We start from the raw sequence: 18,098 nt of genomic DNA, 5'->3' as shown, positions 1-18,098 counted from the left end.
GTTCCTCAACTACTCAGTTTCTGAACTGCTCAGTTTCTCAACTGCTCAGGAGATCGGGTACTCGGGCGACTCGGGCGACTCAGGCGCTCACTTGGAGCCGTTGACCGAAGCCAGCGCCCCGATCGAGGTCTCGGCGATCCCCAACTTCTGTGCCGAGGTGAGCAGTTGCCGCAGCTGCCCGGCCTGCTCGCCGCCTCCGGTGCCGATCATCCGCATCAGCAGCGCGGACACCGTCAGGTTCTGCACGTCCGCCGTGGACACCGAGGACAGCACCCGGGTGAGGTCCTCGGTGAAGCTGGCGCTGCCGTCGAGCCAGGGCCCGGCCAGGGCCTGGGCGGTCTGCGAGTGCCCGACGAAGGCGTCGACGCTCTTGGCGGCCGTCACCGACTGCACCAGGCGGTCGAAGAACACCCCGTCCCCGCCGACGATGTCGATCTTCGCCTTCTCCAGCCCGGTCGCGACCAGCGCGGCCTGCGCCTCGGCGATCTGCCGCTGGGTGTCCAGCCCGGCCAGCCGGACATCCTTCTCGGCGGCCAGCCGCAGCCGGTACTCCTCGTGCCCGCGCGAGGCCTCGTCCAGCTTCGCCATCGCCGCGGCCTTCTCGGTGAGGCCCTCGGCCTCGGCCTTCAGCTTGGCGCCGATCTCCAGCGCGGCGGCCTTCGCCTTCTCGGCCTGGACGGCGGCCTCGGCGCGGCCGACCTTCTCCACCGCCGCGGCCTCCTGCTCGCGCACCTGCACCTGGGCCAGTCCCTCGGCGGCGGCCTCCGCCCGGATGCCCTCGGCCATCCGGATCTTGGCGGTGGCGTCCAGTTCGGCGGTCTGCTGCCGGGCCTCGGCCAGCACCAGCGACTCGCGGGCCTTGTGCGAGGCGGCCTGCTCGGCGGCCTCGGCGGCCTTGATGTCCTTGACGAGCTTCTCCTGCGCCTGCGCCTCGGCCTGGATGATCACCGCGCGGCGGGTGCGCTCGGCGTCCTCGGTGGCGCGCAGCGTCTTGACGGCCTCCTCCTGCTCGGCGACGGTCCGCTCCACCGCAACCCGTTCGCGGACCACGTCGGCGACCTCCCGCCGGCGGGACTCGACCTCCTTCTGCTTGGCCATGGTGGCGAGTTCGGTCTCCCGGTCGCGGCCGATGACCTCCAGCAGGCGGTCCTTCTCGATCCGCTCGTTCTCCACCGCGATCACCCGCTCGCGGTTCTTCTGCGCCACCGCGACCTCGCGGGCCTGGTTCTCGCGCTGCACGCCGAGCAGTTCCTCGGTCCGGAGGAAGGCGGTCTGGGCGTTCAGCCGCTCCTCCTCCTGGACCCGGGCGATCACCGCGTCCTCCGTGGCGCGCAGGGTCTCGATCTCGCGGCGCTGGCGGATCTCGGCGTCGGCCTGGCGGCGCTGGAGTTCGAGGACGGCCTCCCGGGCGTCCACGTTCTGCCGGGTGATCTCCTTCTCCTCGGTGCGCTGGTACTCGTTGGTGCGCACGTGCTCGATCGCCGTCAGCTCGGTGATCTTGCGGATGCCCTGGGCGTCGAGGATGTTGTCGGAGTCCAGCTGGTTCATCGGGGTCTGTTCGAGGTGGTCGATGGCCGCGTCCTCAAGGGTGTAGCCGTTGAGGTCGGTGCCGATGACCGCGATGATCTGGTCCCGGAACTCGTGCCGGTGGGTGTAGAGGTCGGTGAAGTCGAGCTGCTTGCCGACGGTCTTCAGCGCCTCGGCGAACTTGGCCGCGAAGAACTCCTGGATCGCGGACGGGTCGCTGGCGCGGGCGGTGCCGATGGCCTGCGCGACCTTGATGACGTCCTCGACGGTCTTGTTCACCCGCACGAAGAAGGAGATCCGGATGTCCGCCCGGATGTTGTCCCGGCAGATCAGCCCGTCCCGGCCGGCGCGGTGGATCTCCACCGTCTTCACCGAGATGTCCATCAACTCGGCCTTGTGCAGCACCGGGAGGACGATCGCGCCGGTGAAGGTGACGTCCACCTTCTTGGTACGGGAGACGATCAGCGCCTTGCCCTGCTCGACCTTCTGGAACAAGCGGCCCACGAACAGCAGCATGGCGAGCACGATGAGCAGTACGACGGCGACGAGAATGCCGAAACCCACGGCGATGGTGTCCATCACGGAGTCCTTTGACGAGATGACGAGATGGTGCGAAGTCGAGCAGATGAAAGCAGATGAAAGCAGATGAAAGCGGATGGGAACGGAACAGCAGAACAAGCAGTACAAGCAGAACAAAGGGGATGAAGGGAGGAGAGGGGACGCCCGGGGGAGTCAGCCGCCCGGTAGCGCCGGGTCGAACGGCGCCACCAGGAAGTGCTCGCCGTCGGCGTCGTAGTCGAAGATCAGGGCGGTGCGGCCGGCCGCCAACCCGGGCTCCTCGGTGAGCGTGCGGACCTGGACGGTCGCGGTGGAGCCGTCCTCGGCGGTGACCTCCGCCTGCCCGAAGTGGGCCGTCACCCGGCCGGTGCGGATCACGCAGACGCGGCCGACGAAGTCCCCCCGGGTCGCCGGGCGGTCTTCGGGGAACAGCCGGGACAGCGGCCGGACCAGCAGCCGGGTGCCCGCCCAGGAGGCGACCAGCGCGACGGCGAACACGCCGCCGCGCGCCGGTGCCCCCGAGGTGAGGACGGTGCCGGCCAGGCTGACGAACCAGGCGAGCGCGACCAGCAGCGACACCGCCACCGTCACGGGCACCCCGCCCAGCCCCAGCGCGTCCAGCACGCCTCCGTGGTGGTGGGCGCCCCCGCCGTCGGCGCCGTGCCCGTCCTGGGCGGCCCCGTGTCCCCCGTGGGCCGTGTGCCCCCCGGCACCGTGCCCCAGGTCGCCCGCGTGACCGGCATGGCCGACGTGACCGGCATGCCCGACGCCGTGTCCCCCGTGCAGGGCGTCGAAGCCCAGGCCGCCGACCAGCATCAGCAGCCAGTACCCGACGACCACCACCAGCGCGAAGCTGAAGAGCGCCGTCGGAAAAGCCAGCGCGGCCGCGACGAATCCCCCCACCCCGGCCACGCTCCCCCGCTGTTCCCACGGCACCGCACCTCGGCGCCATGGAGATCGTGACAGCGGAGGGGCCGTTCGCACATTGCCAGGATCCGGCAATCTTTACGGCCCTTTGACACCCTGGAACGCACTGCCGGGGGCGTTTGGCCAGGCGCCTACAGCGGCTGCTCCGGCCAGTTCAGCAGCCGGGCGCCCATCGCCGCCGTCTCCAGGGTGAACCGCTGCAGGGCGTCCGACGGGTCGTAGCCGGTCAGCGCCTTGATCCGCTCCAGCCGGTAGCCGAGCGTGCGCACGCTCAGCCCCAGCCGCCGGGCCGCCTCCGCGTTCACGTACGCGGCCTCCGCCTGCACCGCGATGGTGTCCAGCAGGGGGCGGGCGCCGCCGCGCGCCTCGGTCAGCGGGCCCAGCACGCTGCGCACCAGGTCGGCCATCGCCGCCCGGTCGCGCATCAACACGGGGAAGACCAGCAGTTCCTCGGCCTTCAGCTGCTGCGCCGGCAGGTCCAGCCGGTCCGCGTAGTCCAGCGCGCCCAGCGCCTCCTCGTAGCTGCGCAGCACCCCGCTGGCCCCCGAATGCCGGCGCCCGGTGGCCACCCGCAGCACCGGGCGGTAGCCGGGGCCGGGGCGCAGCGCCAGGTCGGCGAAGGCCTCCAGGACGGCGCGTTCGGTGTCCGGGACGATGCACACCAGCCGGCCGTCCTTGCCGGCGAGCAGGACGTCCCGCTCGCCGAACCGCCCGACCAGCTCCCGTTCCACCCGGTTCACCAGCGGGTGGACGTCCGCGTACGGCGTGTCGCCGACGGCCACCGCCACCGCGTACGCGCCCGCCAGCCGGAGCCCGAATCGCTCCGCGCGCTCCGCCAGCAGGCCCAGGTCGCTGCGGCCGTACAGCAGGTCGTCGATGAACTCGCGCCGCGCGGACTCCTGCTGGCGGACCGCCATGCGCTGCGCGCGCTCGTGCCCCTCGCCGAGCGCGGCCAGTGCGGCCTCGGTCGCCGCGAGCACGGCGTCGCCGGTCCGGCGCAGTTCGCCGACACCGCCCGCCGCGGTGATGCCCGGCAGCGTCTGCCAGGCCCGCCGGGTGGCCGCCAGGCAGTGCGCGACGACGTCGCGCAGCCCGTACCCGGCCTCGGCGCAGTGCTCGCCGAGCGTGCGCAGGCACTCCAGTTCGTCCCGGCGCAGCAGCCTCCCGGTGCGGGAGGCGTCGGCGAGCAGCCCGAGGTAGGCCTCGGCGAGTTCGGTGGGTATGTCGTGTTCGGTCCCCTCGGACACCGCGGTACTCCGCCCCCCGTGACGCGTGATGATCCGGCGCGGAACTTTAGCAGGATCGATACGGCGCCGAACGGTGCGGGGTGGGCGGCTGACCTGGCGCTATCGCGGTCCGGGCGGCGGATCGGCCGCAGGGCCGGACGGTGCTTCCGGCCTGGGCTCGCGGAAGTTCAGGACGAAGCGCGCGCTGCTGCCGTCGATCCGCCGCCGGACGTACAGCGCCGGGGCGCCGTCCGGGGTGCAGCTGACCCCCTCGCGGACCAGCAGAGGGGTGCCCGGCGGGACGCCCATCAACTCGGCGTCGGCCAGGTCCGCGCCGATCGCGCCGAACGCCCGCCAGTCGTACTCCAGCTCCACCCCGGCCGCGCGGGCCAGGTCCAGCACCAGGTTCCCGGGCCGGCCGGGCCGCACCAGGGCCTCCGGCAGCGGGCCGAACGGCACCCAGTAGCTGCACACCGCCCGGGCCTGGCCGCCGAGCCGGATCACCGTGTCCACCCGGGACAGCTCGGCCGGCGCCCGGCCCAGCTGCCGGGCCGCCTCCTCGTCCTCCACCGACCCGGCCGCCGGCGGGGTGCCCAGCACGAACTCGCCGTCGCCGGTGTCGGGGAGTGCGGCGTGCACGCTGCCCAGGTCGAAGCGCTGGCTGCGTGGATCCACCGCGATCGAGACGCGGACGGCCGGCGGGCGGACGAACGTGCCCACGCCCCGCCGGATCTCCACCACGGCGGCCCGCTCCAGCTCCGCCACCGCCTGCCGGACGGTCAGCCGGTTCACCCCGAACTCGGCGCTCAGCTCGGGCTCGCTCGGCAGCCGGGCGCCCGCCGGGTACGCGCCGGCGTCGATCCGTTCCTGGAGCCGCCGGGCCAGCCGTCGGTAGAGCGGGGTGCTGGGAGGGTTCGTCGCCACACGCCCGATCCTACGAACCCCGGGCCCGCCGCCGCCCGCAGCCTGCCCACGGCCGGGCCCACCGCCCGCCCACCCCGTCCCCTCGCTCCGGTCGACGGGACCGGTCGGCGGGGGTGGGATGGAGGGGTGCGGGCGACCGTGGTTTGCCCCGCACCCCGGGGAGGGACTAGACATCTAGATGTCTTGACGCACATCTGGATGTCCGGTCCCTCCCCCCACGGCCCCACCGAAAGGCCCCGCGCATGTCCCTGGTCAACTTCCGCGACTCCGCCGTCCTCGGCGACCCCGAGGGCCTGCGGATCCGCCCCGGCGTGCTGTACCGCTCCGCCCAGCCGTTCCCGGCCGCCGACGAGGCCACCGTCGCCCAGCTGCGCGCCTGCGACATCCGCACCATCGTCGACCTGCGCGACACCCGCGAGACCGACCCCGCCGACTGGGCCGCCGCCGAGGCCGCCGGGATAGCCGTCGTCGCCGCCCCGGTGAACCCCACCGGCGACGGCCTCGCCGCCCGGATGCGCACCATGGCCACCGCCGCCGACCTCGGCGACTACTACGTGCTGCTGGCCGAGTCCGCGCCCGAGGCCGTCACCGCCGCCGTCGAGGCCGCCGCCCGCCCGGGCGCCGTCCTCCTGCACTGCGCCGCCGGCAAGGACCGCACCGGCCTGCTGACCGCCCTGCTGCTGGACCTCCTCGGCGTGCCCGCCGAGCGGATCGTCGCCGACTACGCCCGCACCGCCGACGCCCTGCCGCAGATCTTCGCCGGCCTCTCCGAGCGCCACCGCACCGCGCTCAACGCCCGCGGCGCCCGGGTCACCGACTCCGAGGGCCGCGAACTCACCATCCCCGCCCCGCTCCTCGACGCCCCGGCGGAGGCCATGGCCGTCTTCCTCGACCGCGTCCGCACCCGCCACGGCGGCGCCGAGGCCTTCCTCCCCGCCTGCGGCGTCCCCGCCGCCACCCTCGGCGCCTTCCGCGCCAAGGCGGGCGCCGCGGCGGCCTCGGCCGTCTGACACCCGGCTTCCGTCGGGCTCAGACGTCCCGCCGCCGCATCAGGACCACCGTCGCCGTCAGCGCGACGGCCGCCCAGGCGCCCAGGGTGATCCAGGAGTCGAGCACGCTCGGCGCGTACTTGCCCATCGTCGTCGAGGAGTTGGGGTTGATCGTCAGCCTCCCCTCGGCGGCGAGCGGCAGGTGGTTGCCGATCTCCTTCAGCCAGCGGTAGCGGTCGCCGCCGAACAGCATCGGCACGATGAACAGCAGCATGACCAGCGAGACGATCGAAGCGGTGGCGTGCCGCAGCAGGGCGCCGAGGGCCATCCCGATCAGCGCGCAGACGGGCACGAGCGCCGCGTAGCCGAGAACGGCCCGCAGGCAGCCCTCGTCGGTGATGGAGAGCCCGACGTGCCGGGAGGCCAGCATGGCGTTGCTGCCGAAGAAGGACACCGCGGACACCACCGCCCCGGCGAGCGAGGTGAGGCCGGCGATCAGCACCACCTTGGCCACGGCCACGCCCCGCCGGTCGGGCACGGCGGCGAAGGTGGTGCGGATCATGCCGGTGGTGTACTCGCCGAACACGGTGATCGCGCCGAGGCTGCCGGCCGCGACGGCCATCAGGGCGCCGGAGATGCTGCTGAGGCCGTGGTACAGCGGGTCGTACCGGTACGGCGGGAAGCCGGGCACCGGCGGGCGGGGGTGGTCGATGTAGGTCAGGTCGGTGTGGACGGCGTTCAGGTTGACCACGATCGCGGCCAGCGAGGCCAGCGCCAGCACCCAGTACGTGGACCGCAGCGAACGCAGTTTGATCCACTCGGCGGCGAGCAGGTCGCCGAACCGGGGCCGCGGCTCGGCCGGGCGGGTGCGGGGGCGGGCGGGGGCGAGGGCGGCGGTACTCATCGGGCATCTCCTGCCAGGTATTCGACGCTGTCGGCGGTCAGCGACATGAACGCCGACTCCAGGGACGAGGTGCGGGTGGCGAGCTCGTGCAGCACCAGGCCGTGCCGCAGGGCGAGTTCGCCGATCCGGGCGGCGGGCAGCCCGGTCACCACCGCCCCGTCCGGCTCCTGCCGCACGGCCGCCCCTTCGGCCCGCAACACCTCGGCGAGCGAGGGCAGTTCGGGCGTCCGGACGGCCACGCTGGTGACGGCGTCGCGGGCGGAGAACTCCGCCAGGCTCTCGTCCGCGATCAGCCGGCCCCGGCCGATCACCACCAGCCGGTCGGCGGTGTGCTCCATCTCGGCCATCATGTGGCTGGAGACGAAGACCGTCCGCCCCTCCTCGGCGAGGCGGCGGAACAGGCCGCGCACCCACAGCACGCCCTCCGGGTCGAGGCCGTTGAGCGGCTCGTCGAACAGCAGCACCGGCGGGTCGCCGAGCAGCGCGCCGGCGATGCCGAGCCGCTGCTTCATGCCCAGCGAGTAGCCGCCGATCCGGCGCCCGGCGGCCTTGCCGAGGCCGACCTCGGCGAGCACCTCGTCCACCCTCCGGAGCGGGATGCGGTTGCCGCGGGCGAGCGCCGCCAGGTGGGCCCGGGCGCTGCGCCCGCCGTGCACGTCCTGGGCGTCCAGCAGGGCGCCGACGTGGCGCAGTCCGCGCGGCCGGTCCGCGAAGGGCACGCCGTCCACGGTGACGGACCCCTCGGTCGGGGTGTGCAGCCCCAGGATCATCCGCAGCGTGGTGGACTTGCCGGCGCCGTTGGGGCCGAGGAAACCGGTGACGGTGCCCGGCCGGACGGTGAAGGTCAACTGGTCGACGGCCGTGGTGGCGCCGTACCGCTTGGTCAGTCGCTCGATCTCGATCACGGAGGCAACGGTGCCGTCCGGGGCCCCGGCCGGGCATCGGGCCGCGGGCCACAACCGGCGGCCGCCGCACTGGCCCGGGGGATTACGCCCGCGGGCCGATGTGCCGCCGCAGGGGCCGCCGCTACCATCGGGCGATGATCACCAACCCTCGTCCGCCCCTGTTCAGGCGCGTGCCGCCGGGCGTCTGGGTGGCGGCGTTCTGGGTGGCCGTCATCACGTTCCGCGGCTTCCAGCGCAGCGACGAGCTGGCCCACCTGTTCCGCTACAACGGCAACTTCGAGGACATGCCGTTGCTGGTCACCGCGGTGGTCACGACCCTGATGGCGTCGCTGCTGGTCCGGCTCCCGCTGCTGGCGGTGGCGATCCCGCTGGCCGCGTGCGCGTTCACGATCGGCATGCGGATCCAGGAGACGGCCGTGGTGCAACTGCTGCTCGCCGAGGCGGCGATCGGCTACTGCACGGCCACCCGCTCCCGGGCCGTGTCGCTGTGCGCCGCCGCGATGCCGGTCGCCCTGGTGGCCGCCCTGGCGGCCTGGCGGGTGGCGAACGACTACCACACCGACTTCGTCGCCCAGGCCGCGTTCGCCTCGACCGCCGCGATCGCCTGGCTGGTCGGCAACACCGTCCGGCAGAACCGCGTGCACGCCGAGGCCCTGCGCAGCCGCGCCACCGAGCAGGCGATCACCGCCGAACGGCTGCGGATCGCCCGCGAGTTGCACGACATGGTCGCCCACAGCATCGGCATCATCGCGATCCAGGCCGGGATGGGCAGCCGGGTCATGGACACCCAGCCCGCCGAGACCCGCAACGCGCTGAACGCCATCGAGGCGACCAGCCGGGAGACCCTGGCCGGGCTGCGCCGGATGCTCGGCGCGCTGCGCCAGGGCGAACCGGAGCCCGCGCCGATGGAGGTCGCACCGGGGCTGGGCGAGTTGGACCGACTGGTCGAGCAGACGGCCGGCGCGGGCGTGCGGGTCGCGCTCACCCGCCTCGGCGAGCCCCGCCCGCTGCCGCCCGAGGTGGACCTCGCCGCCTACCGCATCGTGCAGGAGGCGGTCACCAACGTGGTCCGGCACTCCGGCACCCAGGACTGCCGGGTCACCGTCGACTACGGTCCCGAGGAGGTCGCCGTCACCGTCGTCGACCTCGGCGCCGGCGCCGCCGGGCCGTCCGCCGGCTCCGGTTACGGCATCGCCGGCATGCGCGAGCGGGTCGGCCTGCTGAACGGCGAGTTCAGCGCCGGCCCGCGCCCCGCGGGCGGCTTCCAGGTCGCCGCCCGACTGCCGCTCCCCGTGGAGGTCTCCCCGTGATCCGTGTCGTCCTGGTCGACGACCAGCCGCTCATCCGCACCGGTCTGCGCGTGCTCATCGCCGACACCCCGGACCTGGAGGTCGTCGGCGAGGCCGGCAACGGCGCCGAGGCGGTGGAACTCGTCGGCCGGCTGCGCCCCGACGTCGCCGTGATGGACATCCGGATGCCCGGCATGGACGGCATCGAGGCCACCCGCCGGATCACCGCCGACCCCGGCCTGCCGACCCACGTCCTCGTCCTCACCACCTTCGACGACGACGACTACGTGTACGGCGCGCTGCGGGCCGGGGCGGCCGGCTTCCTGGTCAAGGACCTCGCCCTGGAGACCATCCTCGACGGCGTCCGGGTGGTCGCCGCCGGGGACGCCCTGATCGCGCCGAGCATCACCCGCCGGCTGATCGGCGAGTTCGCCGCCCGCCCGCAGCCCGCCGCCGCCCGGTCCGGCCGGGCGACGGTCGACGGCATCACCGAGCGCGAGCGCGAGGTGCTGACGCTGGTCGGCCGCGGGCTGTCCAACGGCGAGATCGCCGAGGAGCTGACCATCAGCGTGGCCACCGCCAAGGCGCACGTGGCCCGGCTGTTCACCAAGCTGGACGCCCGGGACCGGGTCCACCTGGTCATCCAGGCCTACGAGTTCGGCCTCGTCGCCCCGTCCTGAGCCCAGCCGGTCCACGGCCGGTCCACGGCCGGATCACGGCCGGACCAGGGCCGGATCAGGGCCGGATCAGGATTCGACCAGCTCCCCGATCCGCATGATCCGCCCGTGCGAGTCCAGCACCACGTCGTACACGTTGCCGTAGCACCTGTACGGCGGGTCGGGTTCGTGCTCGGCCAGGCAGTCCTCCAGGTGCCCGAGCACGTCCTCCAGCCGGACGGTTCTGGTCGGGTCGCCGTTCGGGCGGTCGACGAGCGTGGCCTCGACCCCGGCGGTCGCGAAGCCGTAGCGGGCCGGTGTCCCCGTCCCCTCGTAGCGGGCCTCGTCGCAGGAGTAGCGGGCGGGCTGGGCGGTGACGTCGCCGTCGTCGGTGGCGAGGACCACCAGGACGGTGTGTCCGGGGCGTTCGGTCGGGGTCGGGGTGGCGCAGTCGGCGGTGGGGGCGGGGGAGCTGTCCATGCTGGGCTCGGGGTCGGCGAGGTCGTCGTCCAGCAGGTCGTCCTCGTCGTCGTACGCCCCGTCGGCGAGGGCGGCGGCGGAGGCGGCGGCGACGGTGGGCGCGGAGTCGGCGGGAGTGCAGGCGGCGAGGGCGGCTGCGGCGGTGCAGCAGAGCAGCGCGGCGAGGAGGGTTCGGGGCACGGCCATGGCACTAGTCTCCCCGGACAGCGGCGGAACTCGTCACTCAGGTACACGACTGGTGCACGGGCTGTGGTTCCCGCCGCCGCCGGATGTGCGGATCCGGCGGCGGCGGGAGTCTTGGGGGCGGCGTAACGGTCAGGCGGCGACGGGCCGTTGCGCCTCGTACGCCTCGCGCAGCCGGGCCTGGGCCGCGGGGCCCGCCCCGAGGTGGTCGAGTCCGAGCAGCGCCGCGCCCAGGACGGGCGGCGCGACGACGACCCGCGGTTCGGCGAGCGGCGCGGCCTCGGCCAGACGGGCGGTCAGGTTGTCGAGCAGCAGCGGCTGCCGGGAGGCGAGCACGCCGCCGCCGAGCACCAGCGGGGTGGGCGCGTCGAGCAGTTCCAGCCGCCGCAGGGCGACGACGGCGAGGCGGACGATCTCGTCGGCCTGGCGGTCGACCAGCCCCAGGGCGACCTCGTCGCCCTGCTCCGCGACGGCGAACAGCACCCGGACGATCTCGTGCAGCCGGCTGGTCGGCAGGTGCCCGAGGTGGACGGCCTCGGCGACGGCGCCGGCGCTGGGCAGGCCGAAGTGCTCGGCGATGGCGCGGGAGAGCCCGGTGGGGCCGCCACGGCCGTCCTCGTGGCGGACGGCGTGCCACATGCTGGTGACGGCCAGGCCCCCGCCGCCGCCCCAGTCGCCGGTGAGCTCACCGAGGGCGGGGAAGCGGGCGGTGCGGCCGTCGGGCAGCAGGCCCACGCAGTTGATGCCGGCGCCGCAGACGACGGCGACGCCGCGCGGGCCGTCGGTGCCGGCCCGCAGCAGGCCGAAGGTGTCGTTGACGACGGTGTTGCTGGCGCCCCAGGGGTGGGATTCCAGCGCGGCGCGCAGGGCTTCCTCCTCGACGGGCAGGTCGGCGTTGGCCAGGCAGGCGCTGACGTGGCTGGTGAGGACGCCGCTCCAGGCGGGGTGGCCGGCCGCGGCGGCGGCCTGCTCGACGAGCGGGGCGAGGCCGGCGACGGCGGCGGCGCCGCCGATCTTCTGGGGTGCGAAGCCGCCGCCGCGGGCGGTGCCGCGGACGGTGCCGTCGGCGCCGATCAGGGCGACGTCGGTCTTGGAGTTGCCGGCGTCGATGGCGAGGACGCCTGGCAGGGTCGGTTCGGGCTGGTGGGTCATCAGGTCCCCGCGGCTCGTACGTGGCCCGGCCGTGGCGTTGTCCCCGGCCGGGGGTGATCGGTCTCCTCGCAGTGCCCGGCCCGCGACACCCTCATATCGCGGGCCGGGCCGCTTTCCGGACGGGGCCCGGGTGCGAAGCCGGGCCCCGGGCCGTCAGGCCCAGGCGAGGTGCTCGCGGTTGTGGGCGAGCAGCCGGTCGGTGAGCTGGTCGGCGAGTTCGAGCTGGCCGACCAGCGGGTGGGCGAGCAGGGCGTCGAAGACCCGGTCGCGGCCGCCGTGCAGGGCGGCGTCGAGGGCGAGGTGCTCGTACGCGGTGACGGCGGCGATGAGGCCGGCGTACAGCGGCTCGACGGGCCGCTGGGGGAGCGGCCGGACGCCGTTCGCGTCGACCTCGGCCGGGACCTCGATGACGGCGTCGTCGGGCAGGAACGGCAGCACGCCGTTGTTCGGCGCGTTGACGACCTGCACGGACGTCCCGCCGCCGGTGCCGAGCAGCGCGGCGATCAGCTGGACCGCCGCCTCGGAGTAGAACGCGCCGCCGCGCTGGCCGAGGAGTTCCGGCTTGGTGTCGAGGGCCGGGTCGGCGTACATCTCCAGCAGCTGCCGCTCGATCTCGGCGACCTGGGCGGCCCGCGAGCCCTGCACCTTGAGTTCCTCGACGACGGCGTCGTGCTGGTAGAAGTAGCGCAGGTAGTAGGACGGCACGACGCCGAGCCGCTCGATGACGGGCTGCGGCAGGTGCAGGTCCTCGGCGATCGCCTTGCCGTGCGCGGCGAGCAGCTCCGGCAGCACCTCCCGGCCGGTCGCCGATCCCGGGGCGTCGAGCAGGGTGACGCCGCGCTCCCAGGTGAGGTGGTTGAGGCCGACGTGGTCGAGCCGGACCAGCTCCGGGTCGACGCCGAGGTGGGTCGCGAACTTGCGCTGGAAGCCGATGGCGACGTTGCACAGGCCGACGGCCTTGTGGCCGGCGTTGCGCAGCGCGCGGGTGACGATGCCGACGGGGTTGGTGAAGTCGACGATCCAGGCGTCCGGGTTGGCGCGCCGGACCTTCTCGGCGATGTCGAGGACGACCGGGACGGTGCGCAGCGCCTTGGCGAGGCCGCCGGCACCGGTGGTCTCCTGGCCGACGCAGCCGCACTCCAGCGGCCAGGTCTCGTCCCGGTTGCGGGCGGCCTGCCCGCCGACGCGCAGTTGCAGCAGCACGGCGTCGGCGTCGGCGACACCGGCCTCGACGTCGACGGTGGTGGTGACGACGGCGCCGTGCCCCTGCTTGGCGAAGATCCGCCGGGCGAGCCCGCCGATCAGCTCCAGCCGGTCGGCGGCCGGGTCGATGAGCACCAGCTCGCCGATCGGCAGGGTGTCGCGGAGCCGGGCGAAGCCGTCGATCAGCTCCGGGGTGTACGTCGAACCGCCGCCGACGATTGCCAACTTCAGTGCGGACATCAGCCCTTGACCCCTGTCAGTGTCACGCCTTCGATGAAGGCCTTCTGTGCGAAGAAGAAGAGGACGATCACCGGTGCCATCACGAGGAGGGTGGCGGCCATGGTGAGGTTCCAGTTGGTGTGGTGGGCGCCCTTGAACGACTCCAGGCCGTACGAGAGCGTCCAGGCCTCGTGGTTGTTGCTGGCGTAGATCTGCGGGCCGAAGTAGTCGTTCCAGCAGTAGAAGAACTGGAACAGGGCGACGGCGGCGATGGCCGGCTTGGCCATCGGCAGCACGACCTTCAGCAGGGTGCGCAGGTCGCCGCAGCCGTCGATCCTGGCGGCCTCGATGTACTCCTTGGGGATGGTCAGCAGGAACTGGCGCAGCAGGAAGATCGAGAACGCGTCGCCGAAGGCCATCGGGATGATGAGCGGCCAGAGCGAGCCGCCGAGGCCGAGCTGCTTGGCCCAGAACAGGTACATCGGGATGATGGTGACCTGCGGCGGGAGCATCATCATGGCGATGACGGCCATCAGCGCCAGGTTGCGGCCCCGGAAGCGGAACTTGGCGAGCGCGTAGGCGACCGGCAGGCTGGAGACGATGGTCAGCACGGTGCCGAGGCCCGCGTAGAGCAGGGTGTTGCGCCACCAGGTGAGGAAGCCGGGGGTGTCCCAGACCTTGCCGTAGTTGCCCCACTGCCAGGAGGTGGGCCAGTAGTCGGTGGTGAGCGCCTGCTGGTCGGTCATCACCGAGGTGAGGAAGGCGAAGACGAACGGCAGCAGGAAGAACAGGGCGGCGGCGATGGCCAGCGAGTGCACGGCCACCCAGTTGAGCATCGCGCGGCGGCGGGCCGCCCGGGCGGCCGGGCCGGAGGCGCGGGAGGTGCCGGCCGGGGCGGGCGCCTTGGTGAGTGTGGAGCTGAGAGTCATGTTCGGGTCCTCATCGGTCCGCTGGGTCCGCAGCACACGGACTAGTCGTCGCTCGCCATGAAGCCGGACTTGCGGCGGAGCAGGAGCGAGGTGACGGCCATCGAGATGGCGAACAGCACCAGGGCGACGACGCACGCCGCGCCGTAGTTGAAGCGCTGGAAGCCGAGGTTGTAGACCATCTGCGGCAGGGTCCAGGTGGAGCCCTGCGGGAAGCCGGGCTCGAACTGCTGGCCGGAGTTGCCCGCGATGCCGCCGGCGACCTTCCCGGCGACGATCGCCTGGGTGTAGTACTGCATGGTCTGGATGACGCCGGTGACCACGGCGAACATGATGATCGGCGAGATGTTCGGCAGCGTGACGTACCGGAACCGCTGGAAGGGGCCGGCGCCGTCCAGTTCGGCGGCCTCGTACTGCTCCTTGGGAACGTCGAGCAGCGAGGCCATGAAGATGACCATCAGGTCGCCGATGCCCCACATGGCGAGCATGGTGAGCGCGGGCTTGGACCAGTCGGCGCTGGCGAACCAGCCGGGCTGCGGGAGGCCGATCTCACCGAGGAAGTGGTTGACCGGGCCGGTGCCGGGGTTGAGCAGGAACGCGAAGGCGACGGTGGCGGCCACCGGCGGTGCCAGGTACGGCAGGTAGAACGCGGTGCGGAAGAAGCCGACGCCGGTCTTGACCTTGGTGATGAGCAGGCCGATGCCGAGGCCGAAGGCGACCCGCAGGCTCACCATGATGAAGACCAGCCACACGGTGTTGCGCAGGCCCTGCCAGAACGCCGGGAGGTCGTTGAAGACGTAGTCCCAGTTCTTCAGGCCGCTGAAGGAGGGGGCGCCGAAGCCGTTGTACTTGGTGAAGGAGAAGTAGACGGTGGAGATCAGCGGGTACAGGAAGAAGACGCCGAAGCCGATCAGCCAGGGGGAGAGGAAGGCGAGGTTGCGGGCCGCCTCCCGGCGGCGCTTCCGGCGCAGCAGGTGCTGCGTGGAGGGCGCCGCCGGGTCGGTCGATCCGGTGCCCTTGCGGGTGCCGAACGCGAGTGACATGGGAGCTCCGTGGACCGTTTCCGCTACTTCGCCTGGGCGATGGCGGCGTCGATCTCCTTGGCGGTGGCCGCGAGGCCGGCCGAGAGATCGGGCTGCTTGCCGGACTCGTAGTCGTAGCCGAGGTTCTGCAGGGAGGAGATGAAGCCGCTGCCGTTGACGGCCGCCGGGGTGGTGCCCGAGTACTGGTTCTTGGCGACGTCGATGAAGGTCTTGAAGTTCGGGTCGCTCGTCAGCTTCGGCGAGTTGAGCGCGTCGAAGGTGCTGGGCACGTTGTGGATCGCGTTGGCGAAGCTGACCACCGCGTCGGTGTCGGTGGTCAGGTACTTGACCAGCTCCCAGGCCGCGGCCTGCTTCTTGCTGCTGCTGGCGATGCCGACGATGGTGCCGGTCTGGTAGCCGCGGCCGTAGGTGTCGGCCTGGTCGTCCGGGACGGGGAACGCGGCGGTGGCCCAGTCGAAGTCGGGCTTGGTGTCGGCGAGGGCGGCGGTGCGCCACTCGCCGTCGATGGCCATCGCGACCTGGCCGGTGAGGAAGGGGTTCTTGGCGCTGAACTCCTCGCCGAAGGTGGCGCGGTACTTCTCCAGCTTGGTGTAGCCGCCGAGCTGGTCGACCATGCCCTTCTGCCACTTGAGCATCGCGGCGACCTTCGGGTCGGTGGCGATGTTCGACTTGCCGTCGGCGCCGAAGTAGGTCGGGCCGTACTGGCCCAGGAAGTGCTCGGTGGTCGACTCGTAGCCGTGGTACAGCGGCATGAAGCCGAGCTGCTTGTAGCCGTCGCCGTCCGCGAGGGTCAGCTTCTTGGCGTCCTCGGCGAACTCGCTGAAGGTCTTCGGCGGGTTGGCGATGCCCGCGTCGGCGAAGGCCTTCTTGTTGTAGTAGAGGCCGTAGGCGTCGCCGAGCAGCGGCAGCGAGCACTGGTTGCCCTGGAACTGCGTGTAGTTGAGCATCGCGGCCGGGAAGGTCTTGACCGGGTCGATGCCGCTCTTCTGCAGCAGCGGCTTGAGGTCGGTGAACGCCTTGGTCGAACAGAACATGCCGACGTTGTTGGTGGAGAAGGAGGAGACCACGTCCGGCGCGTCGTCGCCGCCGGCCCGCAGGGCCTGGTTGACCTTGTCGTCCGCGATGTTGTCCACGGCCTTGACGTGGATGTTGGGGTGGGCCTTCTCGAAGGCGGCGATGTTGTCGTTGATCGCCTTCACCTCGTTGTCCTGGCTCCAGCCGTGCCAGAAGGTGATGGTGACGTCCTTGCCGCTGGCCGAGTCGTCGCCGCTGCTCTCGCTGCTGCCGGTGCAGGCGGTGGCGAGCAGGGCCAGGACGGCGGTGCCGGTGACGGCGGCGATCGTGCGACGGCCTCTGCGGGAGGTGGTGGAGTGCACTTCGAGGTCCTCCTGGGGGTGCGCGGGCAGGCGTCATTGCCTCGGGGCCCGCGTTCGGGGGTTGGGAGAGGTGGGTGCAGGGTGCGTGCGGGGTGACGGGCGACCGGGGAGCGTCGGCGGGTGGGCGTCGGTGAACGTCGGTGGGCGGCTGTCAGTGGGCGGCTGTCAGTGGGTGGAGAAGACCGCCTCGCGGGCGTCCGCCAGCGCGCGTTGCAGGGCGCCGAGCAGGACGGGCGAGCCGGGCAGGGCACTGCTGCGGACCTCGGGCCGGGCGATGGAGAGCCTGGCCAGTTCGTCCTCGACGAGGGCGCGCAGGCGTTCGCCGCCCGCGGTGGGCACCGCGCCGGAGAGGACCACCAGCTGGGGGTCGACGACGGCGACGATCGCGGCCAGTCCGACGGCGAGCCGGCCGGCCAGTTCGACGAGGAAGGCGTCGCCGGCGCCCGGGGTCTCCAGGGCCTTGGCGATCGAGTCCTCGGCGGTGGGCGCGCCGAGCCCGTGCTCGCGGGCCAGGACCCGGACGGCGGGTGTGCCGACCAGTTCCTGGAACCCGCCGAACTTGCGGCGGCGCACGTCCCGCGCGACCGGTGAGCCGGGCACCGGCATGTAGCCGACCTCCCCGGCGCCGCCGGTGAAGCCGCGGTGCAGCCGGCCGGCGATGACGATCGCGGCGCCGGTGCCCGCACCGGCCCAGAGCAGGACGAAGTCCTCGGAGCCCCGCGCCGCGCCGGAGGCCTGTTCGGCGACGGCGGCGAGGTTCACGTCGTTCTCGATCGACACGGGCGCGCCGATCGCCTCGGACAGCTCCTCGACCAGCCGCGGCGAGTGCCAGCCGGGCAGGTGGGAGGCGTAGCGCAGCTTGCCGGTGACCGGGTCGGGGGCGCCGCCGACGCCGATCGCGGCGGTGCGCAGGCTGCCCGCGGCCAGTCCGGCGGCGCGGACGGTCTCGGCGACGGCGGCGGCGACCTTGGCGACGGTCTCGGCGGCCGGCACGCCCTTGGTCGGCACGGCGTGTTCGGCCAGCGTGGAGCCGGTGATGTCGGCGACGGCGACCCTGATCTCGCTGTTGGTGACGTCCAGCCCGGCGACGTGGCCGGCGGCCGGATTCACCTCGTACAGCTGCGCGTTGGGGCCGGGGCCGCCGGCGGTGGTGCCGACCGGCAGGACCAGCCCGGCCGCCTCCAGGCGGGCCAGCAGCTGGGAGGCGGTGGGCTTGGAGAGGCCGGTCAGGGTGCCGATCTGGGTGCGGGAGAGCGGGCCGTTCTCCAGCAGCAGTTCGAGGGCGGCGCGGTCGTTGATGGCGCGCAGCAGGCTGGGGGTGCCGGCGAGGGGGGCCTTGGCGGTGGTCTTGGTCACGCGCGAAATCCTCCTCTTCCGGCTGGTGGGGGGAGCGACGAGGGTGAACCCGCCGGTTCGGAGAGCCGAACTGTTAGGAAAGTTTCCAGTCGCTTGGGAAGGACCGTACGGGCCCCGTCAGCGGGGTGTCAATGGTCCGCGGCCCGGAGGATGCCGAAGCGTTACCGGGCAGCACGAAGCCCCGTTCCCAAGGGTCTTGGGAACGGGGCTGCACTCCCCAGTCTTCAAAAGAGAAACTTACATAAAAAAGAAAAA

General features: G+C 72.8%; 16 protein-coding genes. 3 read left to right on the top strand and 13 right to left on the bottom strand.

The genetic code is table 11. The features are described from left to right. Window positions 1-87: 87 nt before the first annotated feature. From ABT015_RS30500 to ABT015_RS30485, 4 genes are all read right to left on the bottom strand, one after another. Window positions 88-2,106 (bottom strand): flotillin family protein, encoded by a 2,019-nt coding sequence (locus ABT015_RS30500; protein ID WP_350884789.1) that lies wholly within the window; start codon window positions 2,104-2,106, stop codon window positions 88-90. A gap of 153 nt (window positions 2,107-2,259) precedes the next feature. After that, the gene (locus ABT015_RS30495; RefSeq protein WP_350884787.1) at window positions 2,260-2,988 is read right to left on the bottom strand and encodes a hypothetical protein; all 729 of its coding nucleotides are present in this window, start codon (window positions 2,986-2,988) and stop codon (window positions 2,260-2,262) included. 155 nt (window positions 2,989-3,143) lie between these two features. Further along, window positions 3,144-4,259 carry a PucR family transcriptional regulator gene (locus tag ABT015_RS30490; protein WP_350884785.1) on the bottom strand — a complete coding sequence of 372 codons (1,116 nt, stop codon included), beginning with the start codon at window positions 4,257-4,259 and terminating at the stop codon, window positions 3,144-3,146. A gap of 99 nt (window positions 4,260-4,358) precedes the next feature. Then, entirely contained in the window at window positions 4,359-5,162 is an 804-nt protein-coding gene (locus ABT015_RS30485) for a GntR family transcriptional regulator (RefSeq protein WP_350884783.1), read from the bottom strand. Window positions 5,163-5,404: 242 nt separating this feature from the next. On the opposite strand from ABT015_RS30485, the gene ABT015_RS30480 reads away from it, so the two are divergent. Beyond that, window positions 5,405-6,172 carry a tyrosine-protein phosphatase gene (locus tag ABT015_RS30480; RefSeq protein ID WP_350884781.1) on the top strand — a complete coding sequence of 256 codons (768 nt, stop codon included), beginning with the start codon at window positions 5,405-5,407 and terminating at the stop codon, window positions 6,170-6,172. Window positions 6,173-6,191: 19 nt separating this feature from the next. On the opposite strand, the gene ABT015_RS30475 is transcribed toward ABT015_RS30480, so the two are convergent. Together ABT015_RS30475 and ABT015_RS30470 are read right to left on the bottom strand one after the other, a co-directional pair. Then, window positions 6,192-7,055 (bottom strand): ABC-2 transporter permease family protein, encoded by an 864-nt coding sequence (locus ABT015_RS30475; protein ID WP_350884779.1) that lies wholly within the window; start codon window positions 7,053-7,055, stop codon window positions 6,192-6,194. Next, window positions 7,052-7,960, bottom strand: coding sequence for an ABC transporter ATP-binding protein (locus ABT015_RS30470; protein WP_350884777.1), 909 nt, complete (start codon window positions 7,958-7,960; stop codon window positions 7,052-7,054). The genes ABT015_RS30475 and ABT015_RS30470 overlap by 4 nt, the downstream gene beginning before the upstream one ends. A gap of 134 nt (window positions 7,961-8,094) precedes the next feature. Between ABT015_RS30470 and ABT015_RS30465 the strand changes: the two genes are divergently transcribed. Both ABT015_RS30465 and ABT015_RS30460 read left to right on the top strand, forming a co-directional pair. Next, window positions 8,095-9,270, top strand: coding sequence for a sensor histidine kinase (locus tag ABT015_RS30465; RefSeq protein WP_350884775.1), 1,176 nt, complete (start codon window positions 8,095-8,097; stop codon window positions 9,268-9,270). Then, a complete protein-coding gene (locus ABT015_RS30460) occupies window positions 9,267-9,929 on the top strand; it encodes a response regulator (RefSeq protein WP_350884773.1) in 663 nt (220 codons plus the stop codon). The genes ABT015_RS30465 and ABT015_RS30460 overlap by 4 nt, the downstream gene beginning before the upstream one ends. A 66-nt stretch (window positions 9,930-9,995) precedes the next feature. Here ABT015_RS30460 and ABT015_RS30455 read toward each other — a convergent pair whose 3' ends face one another. The 7 genes from ABT015_RS30455 to ABT015_RS30425 all read right to left on the bottom strand — a co-directional run bounded on the left by ABT015_RS30455 (window position 9,996) and on the right by ABT015_RS30425 (window position 17,843). Further along, complete coding sequence (locus ABT015_RS30455; RefSeq protein ID WP_350884771.1) at window positions 9,996-10,571, bottom strand: hypothetical protein; 576 nt, start codon at window positions 10,569-10,571, stop codon at window positions 9,996-9,998. 129 nt (window positions 10,572-10,700) lie between these two features. Beyond that, entirely contained in the window at window positions 10,701-11,720 is a 1,020-nt protein-coding gene (locus tag ABT015_RS30450; protein WP_350884769.1) for an N-acetylglucosamine kinase, read from the bottom strand. Between the two features lie 153 nt (window positions 11,721-11,873). Continuing rightward, window positions 11,874-13,154: a 6-phospho-beta-glucosidase gene (locus ABT015_RS30445; protein ID WP_350884827.1), complete on the bottom strand. Its 1,281-nt coding sequence runs from the start codon at window positions 13,152-13,154 to the stop codon at window positions 11,874-11,876. Between the two features lie 8 nt (window positions 13,155-13,162). Further along, window positions 13,163-14,071 (bottom strand): carbohydrate ABC transporter permease, encoded by a 909-nt coding sequence (locus ABT015_RS30440; protein ID WP_350884767.1) that lies wholly within the window; start codon window positions 14,069-14,071, stop codon window positions 13,163-13,165. A 41-nt stretch (window positions 14,072-14,112) separates the two neighbouring features. After that, window positions 14,113-15,111 (bottom strand): carbohydrate ABC transporter permease, encoded by a 999-nt coding sequence (locus tag ABT015_RS30435; protein WP_350884764.1) that lies wholly within the window; start codon window positions 15,109-15,111, stop codon window positions 14,113-14,115. A gap of 23 nt (window positions 15,112-15,134) precedes the next feature. After that, window positions 15,135-16,487 (bottom strand): ABC transporter substrate-binding protein, encoded by a 1,353-nt coding sequence (locus ABT015_RS30430; RefSeq protein ID WP_350884762.1) that lies wholly within the window; start codon window positions 16,485-16,487, stop codon window positions 15,135-15,137. Window positions 16,488-16,652: 165 nt separating this feature from the next. Continuing rightward, a complete protein-coding gene (locus tag ABT015_RS30425; protein ID WP_350884760.1) occupies window positions 16,653-17,843 on the bottom strand; it encodes an ROK family transcriptional regulator in 1,191 nt (396 codons plus the stop codon). Window positions 17,844-18,098 lie beyond the last annotated feature (255 nt).

It is taken from the genome of Kitasatospora sp. NPDC094016 (genome assembly GCF_040304045.1).
In the GTDB taxonomy this organism is placed as follows: domain Bacteria; phylum Actinomycetota; class Actinomycetes; order Streptomycetales; family Streptomycetaceae; genus Kitasatospora.
Note: the sequence above shows the minus strand (reverse complement) of the source record. Positions and strands in the feature narration are given on the sequence as shown.

Coding starts and splice junctions, on each gene's coding strand:
- ABT015_RS30465 (WP_350884775.1), top strand. CDS start 8,095: ATGATCACCAACCCTCGTCCGCCCCTGTTCAGGCGCGTGCCGCCGGGC.
- ABT015_RS30475 (WP_350884779.1), bottom strand. CDS start 7,055: ATGAGTACCGCCGCCCTCGCCCCCGCCCGCCCCCGCACCCGCCCGGCC.
- ABT015_RS30455 (WP_350884771.1), bottom strand. CDS start 10,571: ATGGCCGTGCCCCGAACCCTCCTCGCCGCGCTGCTCTGCTGCACCGCC.
- ABT015_RS30450 (WP_350884769.1), bottom strand. CDS start 11,720: ATGACCCACCAGCCCGAACCGACCCTGCCAGGCGTCCTCGCCATCGAC.
- ABT015_RS30440 (WP_350884767.1), bottom strand. CDS start 14,071: ATGACTCTCAGCTCCACACTCACCAAGGCGCCCGCCCCGGCCGGCACC.
- ABT015_RS30500 (WP_350884789.1), bottom strand. CDS start 2,106: ATGGACACCATCGCCGTGGGTTTCGGCATTCTCGTCGCCGTCGTACTG.
- ABT015_RS30435 (WP_350884764.1), bottom strand. CDS start 15,111: ATGTCACTCGCGTTCGGCACCCGCAAGGGCACCGGATCGACCGACCCG.
- ABT015_RS30480 (WP_350884781.1), top strand. CDS start 5,405: ATGTCCCTGGTCAACTTCCGCGACTCCGCCGTCCTCGGCGACCCCGAG.